Source organism: Rhodohalobacter sulfatireducens (genome assembly GCF_022012475.1).
Classification (GTDB): domain Bacteria; phylum Bacteroidota; class Rhodothermia; order Balneolales; family Balneolaceae; genus Rhodohalobacter; species Rhodohalobacter sulfatireducens.
On sequence record NZ_JAKLWS010000009.1, the window covers coordinates 83,532 to 102,161 of the forward strand.

The following is an 18,630-nucleotide window of genomic DNA, read 5'->3' on the forward strand; positions in this document are numbered from 1 at the left end:
TTATCCCAAGTATCAATATCGTACAAAATTTAAATGTGTAAGAAAGTAATTTTAACATAATATTTTTTTCTCCTTGACTGATTTTATTTCTAAAAATCAAGATTGATTCCCAGTGAGAATGTCCTGCTGGTAAACCACTGATCTCTACGTTCAATACCTGGTGCCAAGGGATTATCACCATCCGCTACATCAACATATCGGGGTTCCGGGTTGATCCCTTTGTAGTTGGTAATTGTAAACGCATTATTAACCGATGCGTAGACTCTTAACCTTCTAACGCTTTCGAGCTGAGAAAGCGGAAAAGTATAACCCACCGTAATGTTTTGTAATTTTACAAAATCACCGTCCTCAACATAGACATCAGAGAACTGTGGTGACTCGCGAAGAGTGCGATTCTCCTCACCTCGGTTTACCCAATCGTATGCAGAGTCAAGGACATTGTAGGAAGAGATCTGGTTCGGAGTCTCATAGAAGAGACGAAACGTATTAACCAGTTGATGTCCAAACACACCCTGGAAAAAAAGTGTGGCGTCCCAGTTTTTATAGCTGATGTTATTCGTCCAACCGATTTGAAAGTCGGGAAGACCGTTACCCAGTACTTGCTGATCATCAAGCGTAATCTCATCGGCTGTTACTTTATTGCCGTCCTGGTCAAAGAAAAGCCAATTGCCATCCGGGCTAATCTCGGCAAATCGTTTACCGAATATTTCACCGATTGGCTCACCCTCTTCCACTTTAATCAGTGGGGTGGCATTCAAACCGGGTGAACCGGCATTTGAGATAAACTGGGTTTCATCTGCAATATACTCGTTCAGGATATTCGGGCTCATCCAGGTGAAAGTTCCTCCCGTACTCCAGTTCAGGTCAGTATTTTGTACCACATTATAGTTCAGGGCAACTTCAACACCACTGCTTTGCAGCTCTCCAATGTTATCCCATGTCTGTGGAAAAAGGTTGGGCGGTACGGGTACCGAAACAAGAAAGAGTAAGTCATCAGTAACTCTGTTGTAGTATTCAGCGCTACCGCTCAGACGCGACTCCAGCATTTCAAAATCGACTCCTACATTCAGCTCTTTACGCTCCTCCCATTTCAGATCCGGATTGGGATTACTGATAGGGCCAAAGCTTTGAATGAAGTTTCCATTTGCAAAGAAGTTACCTACAGGATTAAAACGCTGTCTTGAGATACCGCTGAAAGGAGCATCTTGTCCTGAAACACCGTAACTACCGCGTAATTTAAGTTGGTCAAAAAAGGCAAGATTCAACAGACCTGTAAGATCTACACCACCTCCAACAGACCAAAAATTACCCCATTTATTATCTTCACCGAACCATGAGGAAGCTTCTCGTCGGTAACTGGCATTCGCAAAATAAGTATTGCCCCAGTTTAGGTTTACGCGACCGAAGGTGCCAATAACTTTATGAATATTTTGATAACTGCCGATATTACCTTCTCCCTGGTTAAAATCCTGGGCATAAGCCAGGTTGTTCCAGCCAACAGCATCAGTTACAAAATCACCACCAGAAATGTTGTTTCCTTCCTCAACAATATCGGTGTAGGAGTATCCTGCCAGTGCTTCAATGTCCAGATCCTGAACATTAGTTGTATAGTTCAGGGTCGATTCAAACAACTGCTCTTGAAAATCATTCGTATTCTGATAGGCATTACCGGTTCCAAAAGCAGTAGTAGTTGCACCGCCTCCCTGCTTACTTTCTGTGGAGGCAAATCCCCTGAAAATTTCTCTGTGATTCTCCAGAGAGTAAAATACTGAAGCCCTGAGCCCCGGTATGAGATCACTGAATTCGTACTCTCCGCGCAGTGACCCGGTAAAGATTTGTTCCTCTTCTTCTTGCTCTTGTGTGTTAATAATAGCAACAGGGTTGAAATAGTCGAACAGCGGCAGTTCAAAATAGTTACCTACTGTTGCAAAACTATCAACTTTAACAGGAGCAGTCGGGTTGAAGGTTTGGGCATAACGGAAGGCCTGCGGAAACCCCTCGTCTTCTTTCCTGCTGGTGATACCGATGTTAAGATCAAACTTCAGTTTTTGGTCGAAGGCATATTGAGTCAGATTGACACGGCCGTTAAGTTGCTCAAAGCCTGTTTGTCTCTGTATACCTTCCCTGTCACGAAAATTTGTGGAGACTCGGTAGAAACTGTTTTGTGTTCCCCCTGAAAATGCCAAATTATGCACATGGCTGTATGCATCTTGTGTAATTTCATCAAACCAGTCTGTATTACTGTTAAACGAAGGTGCATCTATGCCCATAAGCTCCGCCAGTTCGTTGTATTCATTAACGTTTAATACATCATTTTGGCGTTCAATACTCTCCAGTGCTCCATAGCCATTATAACTTATGGAGATCTGTTCCTGGCCCAATTGCCCGGATTTTGTGGTTACTACGATAACACCGGCAGAAGCCCTGGTTCCATAAATGGCGGCTGCAGAAGCATCCTTCAAGACATCAATTGATTCAATGTCGTTAGGGTCAATATTGTTAAGATTACCGCCGATAACACCGTCAATAACGACCAACGGATCCTGGGTAGATCCAAATGAAGAAATCCCACGTAAACGAATAGTAGGATTACTGTTTGGGTCACCTCCGCCGGCTGAAGATATCACAAGACCGGGTACTTTACCCTGAATAAGTTCAGAAGCATTATTAACACTTCCTTTTACAAATTCATCAGCGTTAACACTGGAAACAGACCCTGTAATCTGTTGACGTTCCTGGGTACCGTATCCCACAACAACTATATCATCGAGTGTTCTGACATCAGGTTGCAATTCAATATTTATCTCTGTACGACCATCAATCGCAACCTGTTGGGAAATATACCCAACAAAGGATACAGCCAATGTATTTAAATTTTCAGGTATCATTAGAGAAAAAGCACCATCTATATCGGTGGTAGTTCCGATTGTAGACCCGGTAGCCTCATCAGATCCCTGGACAATAATGCTGGCACCCGGAAGTGGACTGCCATCATTTGCATCAATTACTGTTCCTGTTATTTCTACTCTTTCCTGAGCTGATAGTTGATTAGCACTAAATCCAATAACTAAGAGCAAAGAGAAGCAAGCTTGTAAAACAAACTTTGAAAGCTCTTTGAAATTGAAGTCTGTTATGGTTGAAATCAGCTTATTAGATTTGGAAAGAATAGGTATTCGTAGCTTAATACCATTCATATCTAACAAGTTATATTATTGTTTTTATTTATTTAAGAGAATTGAATGTTTGCAGAAGATACATGTGGCAGAGAGTATAATTTGAATAGCTTTTTCTCCTGTGCATAACATGAATCCTAACAATCATTCGTACCATTTGAATAGTTATCTAATTTAAAAAAAGCCCTTCCAAAAATAAAAATTCAGATCTTAGTAAGAGAATGTTTTGGTAAGGGAGATAGCAGAATAGGAGAAGTGCGCTATTAAAGTGAATTATTTTCAGGTAAAACAATTGAACGATTCATGATTGATTTATTATATATGTAAATAGTAACATTTTATAATTTAAATAAAATCAAAGCCTTATAGATGTATAATTGAATACTTAATTTTTTCAGAATACTAAAAGAGAAATAAGAGTAGATAAAAATACATTTTTATATGAAATATTATTGTTGAAAATTTCAACAATGATAAACATTCATTGAGAATAGAACTCTTGAATAAATTTTTTTTATTCGAACCGTTTAAACTGAGAGTGGCTAATTTATATCAGACAGATTCAGGCCTGTTTTCTTCCTTACCTTCTTTCCATTCCTTCCAAAGAGTTGTTCCGATAATTGCTATCGGTCCAACAATAAAAAGCGCATAGAATGGTGCGTAAACAGCCTCGCCTAAGCGGAAAAAGAATTCAACAAAAGCGATAAGAAATGCAACGATATTCTGGCCGGTTTTTGACTTTAAGGTGGTTTTAGGATCTGTGATCATAAATAGTACAAAGAGTTGATACATTGGACCGGTGAGAGGTGCAATTTCAGCAAGAAAGAGATCGCCTGTAATCATACTTCGAATCCAGGCAAAGCCGATAAATGAGGCAACATATGTGATACAGATGTTAGCAAGGTTCACTTTAGAAATAACCGCGAGACCAACAATCCATATCGCTATCATCGCCCACATATTGTTCCCCCACTGAATACTCAGCACAGCCATGCTGTCGGAGGCAATCAACAGCATAATTACGATCCCGAAATTGGTTGGATTCCAGATATGCGATCCGCGAAAACGAAAGACATATTTTGATGCAATAGAGATGGCTGCACATAAAGCGAACGGCCATAAAAATGGAGATCGGACGAGTATTCCCGCACTATTACCGGAAATATATGCGCTTGAAAGATTTCGCCACTCCCCCACTACTATTTTATGAAGTGCCGATTCCGTGACAACTGCTGCCAAGAGTGCTGCCGCAAATTTTTCCCACCCATCCAGTACTCCAAACGAAACATGCGCAGCAATGACTATGGCCGTAATTAAGAGAGGCCCTATAAAACCGGGGGGAATTTTGATCTTTTTTAACGCCTCTAAAGGCTGTGATACTTCGATGGAGCTCAATTTGTTTCCGATGGTTCTTTAATAAAATGTTTCTGGTTTACTTCTGGCCCCTCGATAACCTGAACCTTTCCGGACGGCCATCGAATTTCTACTTTTTCAACTTGGTTTACTTCACCGAGTCCAAAGAAGACAGGACGCTGACTTTGAGAGCTAAACGCTTCACCTGCCGTTACACTTCTTCGGGTTTGTTTATCATCCCAGTGAAGTATAACAGTTGCACCAACCGCACTTCGGTTACTTATCGTACCTTCAAGGTCAAAACTAACCCAATTATGATCGGGGTCAACATAGTTTCTAAATATTTTTACCTCTTGGTGTTGATTTGCTACAATCAGATCAAGAGAGCCGTCTCCAAAGAGGTTGGCATATGCTACTGAACGGCTATCCAATTCGAGGGCACCTCCAACATTATTCCCAACTTCACGGAATCGACCGGCACCATCGTTCAACCATAATTTATTAGCCTGGTAGCCCGAAAATGTTCTGTTTTCCATATCCGGCCAGTTATTGGCATCAATAATTATCGACCGGTTTCCGCCGACCACTTTTGCGTAGTCGTACCAGTAATCCGTATCCGGTTCGGCAGAGACGTATCCGTTTGCTACATAAAGGTCCAGGTTTCCATCGCTATTAAAATCTAAGAACTGACCGCTGTATCCCCACTGGCCAATTTCTACTCCTAAATTTCCGGCCAAATTTCTATATGATGGGGTTTCTGTTGACTCTACATCATTTTCAGGAACCCACAAATTATTACCCTGCATCAATACACCGGCCTCAGAAATATTCGTGATATAAATAGCCTGTTTTCCCTGGTTCAGAACATCTCCAAATGAGACACTCATACCACTTTTCGGGGTAAAACCAACCCCTGAAGCTTCCCCTACATTCGTAAAACTTTCACCATAATTGTTGATATAGATCTCATCTACCCCATAATCATTCGCTAATACAAGATCGGGGTACCCTGAATCATTTATATCCGTTATTGAAGAGGCTAACGTCCATCGGCGAGTTTCCTGCAAGCCAACTTCTTCGGCTACATCTACAAATGTACCATCTCCCTGGTTTTCATAAAGGTAATTGAGTCCGCCATTCGTGGCATACTCGTAACTATCGGGCATCATCTGTGTACTCTCGAGATCGAAAAGATTTACATCCTCCTTGAAATATCCCCCCAGGAAAATATCCAGTAAACCATCATTATTATAATCGAGCCAGGTGGCTGTATTTGCATTCACATGGTCAGGAAAGCCTGCATTTTCTACCTCAGTAAAGGTTTCACCCCCATTATTTTGAAAGAGAGAAGGTTTACCCCATCTGTAGATAAAGAGGTCCTCATACCCATCGTTGTTATAATCAGCCCATATGGCACCCATAGAAGCTCCATCTTCCCGTCTATTTAAATCTGCGATTCCGAGATCAGCAGCTACATCAATGAAAGTGCCGTTCCCAAAATTTTTGTAAAGGGCATTATTTGAACCAAACTCGCTATTTGTGAGGTAGAAATCCTGAAGTCCGTCTTCATTGAAGTCTACAACTGAAGCCGAAGCGCCCACTGAAGCTATTTGAGGTGAAATATGATCGAGTTTTTCGTCTACAACCGGGCGCCTGTGAACAAAATCCACACCCATATTGTCCGTCACATCCTCCAGGAAGAATCCGTATCTCTCAATAATTTCAGACCTGTTTTCGAGCTTATCTGAGTTCACAAACTCCTCGTACTTTTTCATTCCAAACGGAATCGAAACGAGAATGAGAAATATCAGTATTACTACCGATTTCTTAACGTGTTCTTTCTTCATACCAACTGATTTATTGAAACATCAATACAATATAAAAATTTGCACCTTCAACTTCCTCTACTCATCAAACAGCAGTGCAGACCGAAACGAGCGTGGAGTAATATAGCGTGTGTGATAATTCACCCAATCTTCTTTGTGTTTTTGAAAAACGGGATCATTCCAAAGGATTGTATTTCCGCCATATTCATAATCTTTTTGTCCATGGTATGGCAATGGCAAAACTGTTGCCGATGCTTCAGTATTGTAATCACCGTCTTTTTCCCAGCCGTCGGATATAAACACGTAACTTCGTTTGTAACCATTACGGGGTGATTCCAACGCTTTAAATTCAAGTTCAATTTCGTCACCGGCATTCATGATGACATAACGATCATCCACCTCGGCAAGCAATTCACTTACATCACCAAATCGTGTATGAAAACCTTCCAGGTCTCTCCAACGTTGAGCCGTACTCGAAATTTCGTTGTAATTAGCTAACATTGGGGAAGTTGAATCCGCACGCGACCATTCTGAAAAACCCCTGTATTGAAGATCCATTTTTAGAGGCTCAAGAGTTGTTTCTTCCATTTTAGATTGATCCAGTTTTTGGGCCTGGAAAATTCCATCCCAATAGGTTTCAGTCGTTGTGGTTAAACGGACTGTACGATCGGTTTGATTTGAAAAAATCCCCTCAAGATCAAGCAATATTGTTTTCGTCTTACCCGCAGGGAATCCAAAATTCTCGTGAAGTAAATCCCAGCTTCCAGATTCATTTTTATACTCGACCCTTAAACCTTTAGGAGCTTGAATGCTGCCCTGGCTCAATGCCAAATTGATCGAACTATCCGTTGGCCGTAACCAGCCATTGAGAACCAACAGATCAGATTCATCATCTTTCAAAGAAATTTCGATAGAGTGTTCCTTCGCTAATCCCTGGTATTTCGTTTTCTCGAAAGGTTGAATATATTTTTTATCCACTTCGGAAACTTGTGTCGTTAAATTGTTCCCGTTTTCATCCACAACATTTTCGACTTGCTTAAGATTGCTCATCAACTTTGTAGAGAGATCAGGAACCGGAAATGCAAACCGTTCATCAACAAAAATTTCGGTGTTCTCGGGATGATCTACTGCCACCAGTTGAACATGATCAAAGAAGTGTGATTCCCAAAGCTCTGCCGTAATACTAAGTTTATAAACACCATCTTCTGCTTCAATCATCTCTGAGGGTATTTTCACTCGATCCAGAGTTTGAGCAACACCTGCTGTCTCCTGTGCGTTGATGCGAAGTCCCAGAGGTGAACGCCATAAAATATCTGTAACAAACTGCATCTCTTCACCATCATGAGAGAACAGCCAAGGACAGGAGCCTTTTAAAATCTGCTCATTGAAAATAGTTGAACCCATTCCCAACTCAGCAAACTCAGCCTGGACGGATCCATTTGGCCAGATAATTCGTAACATTTGAGCTTCCTCATATTCACCCAAACCAAAATGGACAATAGGTGAAGAGATCAGCTGTTTTTGGTAAAGTAAACCGGAGCGAATTTCCATCTCTCCCCCAATTCCAAATGAGTTAATTCGCTGATCACCGGTTGAACCTGACGCCTGGGCACGTATAGATCGTGCAAAATATTCCAGCGTTGTTTCCGTCTTCAGGTAAAATGGAGTCAGATCATCTGTAATTCCAAGCAGATCCAGTTTTTCATCTCCTTCAACATCAAATACAGAATAGATTTTACCCGGATATGTGCTATCTAATTTTACAGGATTTCTTTGCTCATCGCCCAGCCAAACATGGGTCTGTTCATCTGTTGAAAGTACCAGGTCAATTGAACCGTTGTTGTCAAGATCCGCAGTAAATAGATAGGGAGATGTAAGACCCGTTACATCACTGTCAAAATAATCGGAGGTTTGCCATTCTCCTGTATCAAATGAATAGTTATGGCTGGTAAATAGTCCGCTTTCATCAACAGAAATAATCTCAAATTGCGCATTTGCATCCATATCGGAAACAGCAATGGCCGTTTGATCCTCGGCCATCTGTACACCTTGGCCGAATTCTCCACCCCGCAGGTTTCGATAAATAATTACAGACCCGGTTTCTGTAAGTACAGTCGCTTCGGGGGTGCCTTCTCCATCCAAATCGGCCCATAAAAACTCTTTAATCGTTTGATTTTGATTGAATGGTGTTGTTTGAGTAAAACTGCCATCACCATTATTTTGAAGAACAAACGATGATCCGCTTGTGAAGGAAAGAAGCAGATCCAGATCGCCGTCCATCTCTACATCAAAAGCCCAAACTCCCGAGTAACTTCCATTCAAAATTCCGGCATTTAATCCAAGGTCTGCTGTTACATCTGTGAAGGTCTGATCTTCATTCAATTGATAAAGCCTGAATCCATCCGAACCGGCAACGGCCAGATCATTTCTGAAATCATAATTAAAATCGATCTCTGTAATGGCATTTTTTGATAATTTTGAACCGGTGTCTCCGGGAAATTCCAGATCAAGCTGTTCGTCGATTAATACCGAACCGTCTGCAACTGAAATTGGAAATGGTGGCGATTCGCTTGACAGTGTAACCCCCTTTACCCAAACAGCTTCTGATGCTTGCAGATCAAGAGATTGACGTGTTAGTTGCATCTCCAAATCAGGTTCAGCGGCTTGTACCTCCGGCTGTTCTAAATTGATAAACTCCGTGATTAAAAAACCCACTTCTGTCGGTGAAAGCCGCACCTGAGACAGATCGGCCTGGAAGCGAGGCTGTGATTCTAAGCCGCTTCTAAGAAAAGAAAGCTCAAGAGACAGATCCGAAAAATTTTGCTCTTGTAGCAATTCAAAAACAAGGTTCAACTGTTCTCTATTTTGTGTTTCCCAGCTATCTGAAAGTTCTTCTAATTGGTTTAAATACACCTCGGCTTGTTCTGCATTCTCCTCCCGGATAGCAATTCGGGCCAATTCTAACAATACAACTTGATTGTTCTCATCATTTTCAAGCAGGGAGCGTAGAGTACCTTTAATCTCCTCCGAGTTTGTGTCAGGGTCTTCACGCTCCAGTTCCTGTGCAAGTGCATACAGAATTCGAGGATTGTCGGAAACTTGTGAAGCCTGGTTAAAGTAATCGATCGCATCTGATGTATTTCCCTGCCGGCTGGCGATCAATCCTGCTAGATGCAGTACATCAGGGTGGTCAGGACTACGTTCGAGTGCCTGCCCGATTCGCTCATTGGCAAGTGTAAAATTTCCCTGGCGCATCGCAAAAACTGCAAGATTTGCCCACGCTGCTGTTTCTTCCGGAAATGCCTGGGCTACTTCATTCATTTTATTGAATGCAAAGCGAGTTTGATCGGTTTCACTCGCACCCAGGCTCATATAAAAATCAGCCACAGCCTGATCGTAGGTTGCTTCGGGTTCCGAGGAGTCTTCAGTACTTTCTCCAGATTCTCCGCAAGAAATGCATGTGATGATCAGCAGGAATCCTAAGATCAAGATCCGATGAGTTCTGTTGATTATTGTAGACATGTGTGAAAAAATATGAGATTTGTCAATATGGACGGTTCATAAAATACAATTCTGACAGATAAAACGATTCAATTATTTTGATTCTAATGACGGAAAATTAGAGGACTGTCATCATTTCTTGCAATAATCAAATAATCAGTATTATTGTTTATTCCAATCGACCGTATACTTCGAACCTCGCCTTCAATAAAGAAACCGGATTCGGAGTGAGGTATTGACCTGAAATTCCCGTCACCATCTCCTAAAAGTACCAACCCATAACCGGCATCTTGTCGTCCTCCCATGCTTGGTTTCACGTCATAAATATTACCGGCAAGGATAAGATCTTTGTTACCATCTGAGTTCAAATCCATCGAGTGAATGGCCATGACGGGAAATAGCTGAGATTCAAATGGAAGAGTTTTAACTGAAAATTCTTCATCCACGCTATTCATTAAAACCACAGAACGCAGACCATTTACTTCTTTTTGAAGTGCACTGTCAAGCTTGGCTGGTAAAAACAGTTGCTCGAGATTTTTATTGGCATAATCACGGTAGCTGCGAATCTTCTCCTGTACATCAGGTAGCTGAGCTAAAATTTCATCGAGTTGCTCAAAGGGTCGATCTTCTCCGTCAGGATTGTAAGCAATAATTGGAGCTGTCTGCCCATCCTCGTTAAAATCATTCACAAACAATTTTAGAGGTGATTCGTCTGAGGCTTGAAGCCTGCTATTTGTGCCGAAATTTCCAAGAACGATATCCATCAAACCGTTTCCGTTCAGATCAGAAACATAAATAGACTGCCACAATCCATTTAAACCGTCCAAACCTTTTTCTTCCGTAAGGTCATTGAATTGCCCACCCTGGTTTTCAAAATACATCGGGTTCATCCACTCACCGGCAACGATTAAATCCGGTAATTGCCCATCAGGTTTTTGGATCCATGAAGCGGCTGTAATATTACCGATAACTTCAAGATCCGGAGCAACCTGGGAAATTACATTGCTGAATACTCCCTTCCCGTTGTTTAGCAGAAGTTTATTCTGAGGCCCAACACCGTAGCTCCAGGGAACGGAATGACCGGCAACAAACAGGTCTATATGACCATCACCATCAAAATCTGCTGCTGTTACACTTGAACTATTTACAGGGATCTCCGGAACGCTATTTGTTGATTTACGAAAGTCACCTTCACCAAGGTTGATATACAGCCTGTCAAGTAGTTCTTCAGAGGCCCCTGTGTATTCATTCCCCCCGCTAACTACGTAAAGGTCTTTCAAACCATTACCAGTTGCATCGAAAAACAGGGCATCTACATCTTCACTCGCACGATCGAATCGAAAATCATCAACTTCTAACAGTTGAAATGATCCATCGCTTTGCTGAACATAAAGTTGACCCGCAAAGTCTTTTGCACCGCCAAAATAATAGTCGTCTAAACCATCTTCATTGATATCTGCTACCGCCAAAGCTGGCCCAAGGGTTGACAGCTTGTAGGGCATCAGCGGTTCACGATCAAAATCATTAAAAACGTTTTCCCGATGCCTGTGATCGATCCCTGCTTCCTCTGTAACATTTTCAAAAAGCAAGGTTCCTTTGGATTGATTAAAGAACTGATAATCGAATTGACCTGATGCTTCGCTATGCAGAACTTCAATTGTTTGATCGGCCTGGATATTTCGCAGTGTTTGATATCTTCTGTCCGGCCATATAACGACCATCGAATCAAGTTCTGTGGCTTCTCCCAGTCCAAAATGAAGGGTATGATCGACGGATGATTGGAATCCACGTGTTGGGCTCTGTTCCCGATATTTCACCTGCTCATCGTGATAAGCAAAAAGCTTCGCCCCGATTCCCGAACTATTTCTATTTTCCCCTCCTAAAGTCACTTTCAGGTAATGTGTTGAATCAGCCGAAGAGTTTTTATTCTCAAATATAGATGCCCGGCTGTTGATATTATTGGTTACAAGGTCCAGTTTTCCGTCATTATCGAGGTCTGTGTAAACAGCTCCATTTGAATATGTGGGTTCGTCAAATCCCCAGTTCACAGAAACATCTTTGAATGTTAAGTCTCCCTGGTTTTTAAACATATAATTTGGAACGTGAACAGAAGACATTCTTTCGATTAAAGCATAGGTTTGATCATCTTGTTCTTCACCTGAATACTGACTCCTGATGCGTCTGAGGGCAGATACATAATCTAATTCATTCGGACGTTTTGGAAGTCCGTTTGTTACGAAAAGATCCTGGAAACCACTGTTGTTAAAATCAGCCAGTAAGGCAGCCCAACTCCACTCCGTCCGGGCCACTCCGGAAGCAAATGCCGTTTCACTGAACCTGGGTAAGCCATCATCTCGAATACCCCGATTTACTTGCAGTGTATTTCGATTGTTATTTGCGCCAAATCCGAATTCAGCTTTCGTATCAGATACCACTACCAAATCAGGTCCACCGGAGGTCATGAATTCTTCATGTCCATTTGGCATCATATCCAGGGAGACCAAATCCGTTAAACCATCATTATTGATGTCACCGGTATCATTTCCCATTGACGCGCTGCTTGTATGGCCCATAATTTGGTACAAAGATTCGGAGAATGTGCCATCTCCATTGTTGATATAAAGATAGTCGTCTTCATGAAAATCATTCCCGACATAGATATCCATCCAACCATCGCGGTTGATATCTGTTACAGCCACCCCCAGTCCATAGCCCAATGCACTGCTAATTATGCCGGCCTGACCGGTAACATCTGTGAAAATATCCCCATCATTACGGAATAGTTTGTCTCCTGCTTTGGGATCTTGTTGTTGCCGCAACTGAGCCGCTTCTCCATACGTATTTTCGCTGTGAAAGGAGTGATTGAGCAGGAACATGTCGAGATCACCGTCATTATCGTAATCAAAAAATGCGGCTTGCGTTGAATACCCCTCAAAATCGAGCCCGAACTCTTCAGCTCTCTCCGTAAAAGTTGAATCGCCATTGTTAATAAAGAGCTGATTAACGCCCGACTTATTTAGATAATTCACACGACTTACATAGATATCCAGGTAATTATCTCCATTGATATCAGCCATTGTTACACCGGTTGACCAACTATCAGGTTCATGGATGAATCCAGCCGATTCTGTGATATCTTCGAACTCAAAATCTCCCTTGTTCAGATAAAGTCGATCCGCTACACTGTTTCCGGTAAAGAAAAGATCTGTCAATCCATCGTTATTTATATCTCCTGCGGCAACCCCTCCACCATCATAAAAATAGAGATAGTTCTGGATATTGAACTCCGGAGTGTTTTCCAAATTATTTGAAAAATCGATGTTGGTTTGAGATGAGCTGAGTTTGACAAAATTTGTATTCCGCTTCTCAGAACAGCTTATTATCAAAAGAGAGCAGAATAAAAGAGAAAGAAAAAATCGAGCTGAGATGATCTTCATATAGAAAATTTGGATGCCGAAAGCCTTAACTCATGGTAACTACGTTTTATTGAAGATACTGTAGAGTAATGAACCCTTCAATTCTATTCGTGATGAATAGACATGGTATTTTTATTACCACTTTGAACGATGCTAAGAGAGAAATTTCATTTTAGTTTGGACTATATTCCGGCATGGAAAAATACCATGTCTCAGAGAAGCCTGATCAAGCATCCACAGCTTCTTGCTTGCTGTAGTTATCAATAATATAATCTTCCAGGATTTTTCGGAATTCGGCTCCAATATTATCTCCACGCAGCGTTTTAAAGTGATCGCCATCCACGTAAACAGGTGCCTTCGGTTCTTCAAAGGTTCCTGGTAACGAAATTCCGATATTGGCATGACGAGATTCCCCGGGTCCGTTAACCACACACCCCATTACGGCAACATTCAAATCCTCAACTCCGGGGTAAATTTCCCTCCAGATTGGCATCTCTTCTACGATATATTTTTGAATTTCATCGGCCAGCTCCTGGAAATAGGTGCTTTTAGTTCGTCCACAACCCGGACAAGCTGTAACCTGCGGTATGAAATTACGAATGCCCATCGACTGAAGAATCTGCTGACAAATCCGAACCTCCTCTGCCCTGTCTGCTCCCGGCATTGGAGTGAGTGAAACCCTGATTGTATCTCCAATCCCTTTTTGCAGAAGTACAGCGAGGGCTACAGAGCTTGCTACTGTCCCTTTCATACCCATGCCGGCTTCGGTCAGACCAAGATGTAGAGGATAAGGAAGATCTTCCGCAATTCGCTGGTAAACGTTAATCAAATCCTGCACGCCGGACATTTTACAGCTTACAATAATCTTATTTGACGGCAGCCCAACCTCCTCAGCTAACTCCGTGGATCGCCTGGCACTTTCTACCATGGTGTCCAGCATTACAGCTTTGGATGACTTTGGGTTTTCTTTCTGGTTATTCTCATCCATCTTTTGAGCCAGTAACTGCTGGTCGAGCGAACCCCAGTTTACACCAACTCGTACCGGTTTATCGTATTTAATGGCTTGCTCTACAATCGTACAGAAATTCTCATCACGAGTTTTTGTGCCTGTATTTCCCGGGTTGATCCTAAATTTAGCCAAAGACTTGGCCATTTCGGGATACTTCGTTAAAAGTAAATGACCGTTGTAATGGAAATCCCCGATCACCGGAACGGTCACACCTCGATTAATTAATTTCTCTTTAATATGAGGAACCGCTTTGGCGGCAGCATCATTGTTCACTGTAATTCGTACAAGTTCTGAGCCGGCCTGATTTAGGTGATCTATTTGATCTACAGTTTCATCAATATCTGCGGTGTCCGTATTCGTCATACTTTGTACAACAATTGGGTTATCACCACCTACAGATACATTTCCAACCTGAACAACAATCGATTTTCTTCTTTTTATTGGATTCATAAAACAGTTGACAATTAACAGTTAGCAGTAGGCAATTTTATAATTTGCCTACTATCAACTTTTCTATTTATTAATTCTTTTTACTTAACTCAAATAACTTCTTCTTCTCTTCCTTTGTAAGACCGTCATATCCTTTTTTGGAGATCTTTTCCAAAATCTCATCAAGCTCAGATTGGTCCGTTTCTTCAACGATTTCAACGTCACTCACTGAGTACATATTCTGATTTCGTTTCCGCTTTTTTTTCTTAGGTTTTTCTTGCCATAAACGCTCGATAGGTCGGATATAAGCCGAAAGATCTTTCCCCTGGTAATGAGCTTTAATGAGCAAATACCCAACTCCGGCACCGCCCAGGTGAACCAGTCTTGCCACATTGTCTCCTGCTCCGATAAACAACACATCCAGGGCAATCAATCCCGCAACAACAAATCGGGCTTCAATGGGCGGAAGAAAAATTAACATGATGGGAACACGCGGGAACATGTAAGCGAACGCTACCATTACCCCGAACACTGCTCCGGAGGCTCCAATCACATAACTGGTTCCATATAAGAATGAGAGTGCGATATGGAAAAAGGCACCACCAATTCCGGAACCGAGAAAAAGTACTGTAAATGAACGCGGGCCGATCGCCTCCTCAACCGAGCGTCCCATCCACCAAAGCCAAAGCATATTGAAAAGCAGGTGAAAGCCACCCCCATGGAGAAAAATGTATGTGATGAATCGCCAGGGTTGTGTTACGGCCGTCAACAGATTTGGATCAAAAGCTAAATAATCGATGAAATATCGATTTAGGGACACATTTCCAACCTGGATAGATCCAATCACCGCCTGAATGATAAACACTATTACACTGATAGCAATAATCGTACGGATGACGGTCGGGATTCGCATGAATCCACGTTTAAATGCCTCGAAAAATGATTCTTGCTGATACATTCTCATAAGTTATGAATAATAGCTGCCTTCACCCTTCAGCCCCCAATATTTAATCAGAATAAACCCGACAACCATTCCTCCTAAGTGGGCAAAATGAGCAATTCCGCTATCAGGCCTCATTAATCCCGAGAAGAGCTCAATGACTCCAAAAATAGCCACAAAATATTTTGCCTTCATGGGAATAGGCGGTATTAAAAGCATGATATAACGGTCTGGAAACATCATTCCAAAGGCTAACAGTATCCCGTAAACGGCCCCTGAAGCACCAACTGTGGGAGCACCGGACCCTCCAACCCACATGTGAAGCAGAGCTGCGCCAATCCCGGTTAAAAAGTAGTAGATCGTAAATCGCTTGGTTCCCCAATAGTTTTCAATGCCCTGGCCAAAAATCCATAAGGCAAACAGGTTAAATAAAACGTGACTAAAACTACCATGCAGGAACATATAAGTAACCAACTGCCAGGGCGCAAACAAACCTGAACCGATGGGCCATAATGCACCGAAACGCATCAGGAAGTTTTGAAACATCGGGTTTACCAATGCTACAAACACCAAAAGATTAATAATCAGCAGGTGTTTAACTGCCGGTGGAAAAACTGAGAACTGAGTATTGGGTGAATAATTATCCTGGTAATTCAAAGAATTTTCTGTTATTGAATGTTTTTTTGACTCTTAAATATACGTTGTATCCGCTTAAAGTTACGCCTGGAATTCCCTGGCCAGGGAAAACGGTATCACCACAAAGATATAAACCGCTGAATGGTGTTTGAGCCGGTGTCCAGTCGATTAAAGACCTCATCATACTCTGAGGAATTCCACCCACACGTCCTTTTTTTCGATAGACCCAATTCTGCCAGGTTACGGGTGATGCTGAAAATACCAATTTTAGCTCTGCTTTTGAAAAACCGGGTAACTTCTGTTTCAATATTTCTACAACCCTGTTCTGAACATGTTTCTTCGTCGTTTCATAATCTCCATTCAGATTAAACCAAAAAGATGGGTCAGTGTGAGCGGATACGTTTAAAACCCGCTCTCCTGCGGGGGCTCGTAGCGTGTCGTCTCTATCTGAAAATGAGACAAATACAGACCCAGATTCCAATCCCTGAATCGATTCATCTTCATTTAAATGAACCTGGTGATGAATGGACATTTCAGCCGGGTATGGATCATCAGTTACAATACCGAGTGTAAATGCACCCCAGGCTTTTTGATATTTGTCTGATTCCTTTTGAAAATAATCAGATATTTCACCTGTGGTAACCTCGCTCATGTTCCAAACCGGAAGATTGGAAATCACACGTTTTGCGGTATAACTTTTACCTTTAGAAGTTCTAACCTGGAAGTTAGTTCCTGTTTGTTCAATACTCAGAACCTTTTCTTTGGTATGAATTTTACTTCCCTTTTTCTCGATAAAATCTTGCAGAGTTTCCACCATTTTAATCAGTCCGCCCTTCACATAATAGTTAGTGTAATTTGTATATGTGATGGCCGGTGCTCCGAATAAAAAAGGAGTATCATTTGAGATAGACTGTGCTGAGATCATTAACTGTTCGTCTAAAAAGCGAAAAAAATCAGGATTGGAAATTCCAATATCCAAAGCTGCATCCCTGACAGATTTTAAGGTATATGGAAGAACCCAAAGATCACGAAGGTCATTTTTTAGAAGATGAAGTACTTCATTTAAAGCTCTAGGTGGAAAAAAATTATTCTTTCTTGAAACCCTCCATACTACATCTGAAATATCAAATGCCAATCGCCAAAACTTATCCTGCTCAGATTCCTCTCCAAAATGCTTTTTCGACTCTGAAATCCATTTTTCACGATCCAGCCATCGAACAATCTTTTTATCATCCATATGAATTGTCATGGATGGTTCAATCTTTTCTTTTGGCAACGTTATTCCTAAATGATCCTCCAATACCCGAAGAGGCTGATTTTCGTCGAAACCAATTAAAGTTGTAGCCCCGGATTCAAAAATATATCCCTTTCGTTTATAGGAGGAGCTGCAACCACCGGGTACATGAGCAGCTTCTAGTACAAGAACAGAGTACCCGTCATTAGCTAACAAGCTCGCTGCCGTCAAACCGCCCATTCCGGCTCCAACAACAATCAGGTCAAAAGTTTTATTAGTAGATGATTTCATACTCCGCTTAACAAAACGGAGAGCGGGTTGGTTTCCGATTGTTCAAAATTTTGAAAGATGTGATCAATAAAATTATGCTTCCTGAAGTTGTATCTCTTTATTTGCAAGAGTTGGACTCTCAACTTTCTTATCGAGCTCTATCTTCCCATCACGCAATCTTATAATTCTGCGAGCGTAATTAGCAATATCTGGTTCGTGCGTGACAATAATGATTGTATTCCCTCCCCGGTGCAACTCCTCAAAGAGAAGCATAATTTCATCCCCTGTTTTCGTATCGAGGTTACCGGTAGGTTCATCGGCAAGTAATATGGAGGGATCATTTACGAGTGCGCGTGCAATCGCCACACGTTGTCTCTGTCCCCCGGAAAGTTCATTTGGTTTATGATCGAGTCGATCACCCAGGCCAACTTTGGTAAGAGTTGTGGTTGCCTGCTTTTTTCTCAATGAACTTTTCATGCCGGAATAGATCAAAGGTAATTCCACATTACTCAGGCAGTCGGTCCGTGGAAGTAAGTTAAATGTTTGGAATACAAATCCAATTTCACGATTTCTGATCTGGGCAAGCTCAGCATCATCGAGTTCACTAACCCGTTGTTCATTTAAAATATACTCGCCTGTTGTCGGGGTATCTAGACACCCAATGAGGTTCATAAGTGTAGATTTACCAGATCCGGACGGACCCATAATGGCTATGTATTCATTTTCCCGGACATTAAAAGTCACACCATCCAGGGCTCTTACAAGAGTCTGCCCCATCTGGTAATGTTTTGTCAAATCTTCAATTTCAATTACGTTCTTTGCCATTTTGTATCCCGGCTTTAT

At 41.8% G+C, this 18,630-nt stretch carries 10 protein-coding genes; all 10 read right to left on the reverse strand.

The features are described 5' to 3' along the window. Positions 1–89 precede the first annotated feature (89 nt). The 10 genes from L6773_RS09100 to L6773_RS09145 all read right to left on the reverse strand — a co-directional run bounded on the left by L6773_RS09100 (position 90) and on the right by L6773_RS09145 (position 18,612). Positions 90–3,077, reverse strand: coding sequence for a SusC/RagA family TonB-linked outer membrane protein (locus L6773_RS09100; protein WP_237853612.1), 2,988 nt, complete (start codon positions 3,075–3,077; stop codon positions 90–92). 648 nt (positions 3,078–3,725) lie between these two features. Beyond that, entirely contained in the window at positions 3,726–4,568 is an 843-nt protein-coding gene (locus L6773_RS09105) for an RnfABCDGE type electron transport complex subunit D (protein WP_237853613.1), read from the reverse strand. Continuing rightward, on the reverse strand, positions 4,565–6,373 hold the full coding sequence (locus L6773_RS09110; RefSeq protein WP_237853615.1) for a CRTAC1 family protein: 1,809 nt from the start codon (positions 6,371–6,373) through the stop codon (positions 4,565–4,567). The genes L6773_RS09105 and L6773_RS09110 overlap by 4 nt, the downstream gene beginning before the upstream one ends. A 57-nt stretch (positions 6,374–6,430) precedes the next feature. Then, positions 6,431–9,874 carry a CRTAC1 family protein gene (locus L6773_RS09115; protein WP_237853617.1) on the reverse strand — a complete coding sequence of 1,148 codons (3,444 nt, stop codon included), beginning with the start codon at positions 9,872–9,874 and terminating at the stop codon, positions 6,431–6,433. An 83-nt stretch (positions 9,875–9,957) separates the two neighbouring features. Beyond that, entirely contained in the window at positions 9,958–13,155 is a 3,198-nt protein-coding gene (locus L6773_RS09120; RefSeq protein WP_237853619.1) for a VCBS repeat-containing protein, read from the reverse strand. 340 nt (positions 13,156–13,495) lie between these two features. Next, positions 13,496–14,728 carry a flavodoxin-dependent (E)-4-hydroxy-3-methylbut-2-enyl-diphosphate synthase gene (gene ispG / locus L6773_RS09125; RefSeq protein ID WP_237853620.1) on the reverse strand — a complete coding sequence of 411 codons (1,233 nt, stop codon included), beginning with the start codon at positions 14,726–14,728 and terminating at the stop codon, positions 13,496–13,498. A gap of 70 nt (positions 14,729–14,798) precedes the next feature. Beyond that, positions 14,799–15,665, reverse strand: coding sequence for a rhomboid family intramembrane serine protease (locus tag L6773_RS09130; RefSeq protein ID WP_237853622.1), 867 nt, complete (start codon positions 15,663–15,665; stop codon positions 14,799–14,801). 9 nt (positions 15,666–15,674) lie between these two features. Further along, positions 15,675–16,304 (reverse strand): rhomboid family intramembrane serine protease, encoded by a 630-nt coding sequence (locus L6773_RS09135; protein ID WP_237853623.1) that lies wholly within the window; start codon positions 16,302–16,304, stop codon positions 15,675–15,677. Further along, positions 16,288–17,808, reverse strand: a complete 1,521-nt coding sequence (locus L6773_RS09140) for a phytoene desaturase family protein (protein WP_237853625.1) — start codon at positions 17,806–17,808, stop codon at positions 16,288–16,290. Before L6773_RS09140 ends, L6773_RS09135 begins: the two co-directional genes overlap by 17 nt. A 72-nt stretch (positions 17,809–17,880) precedes the next feature. After that, a complete protein-coding gene (locus L6773_RS09145; protein ID WP_237853626.1) occupies positions 17,881–18,612 on the reverse strand; it encodes an ABC transporter ATP-binding protein in 732 nt (243 codons plus the stop codon). Positions 18,613–18,630: the final 18 nt, after the last annotated feature.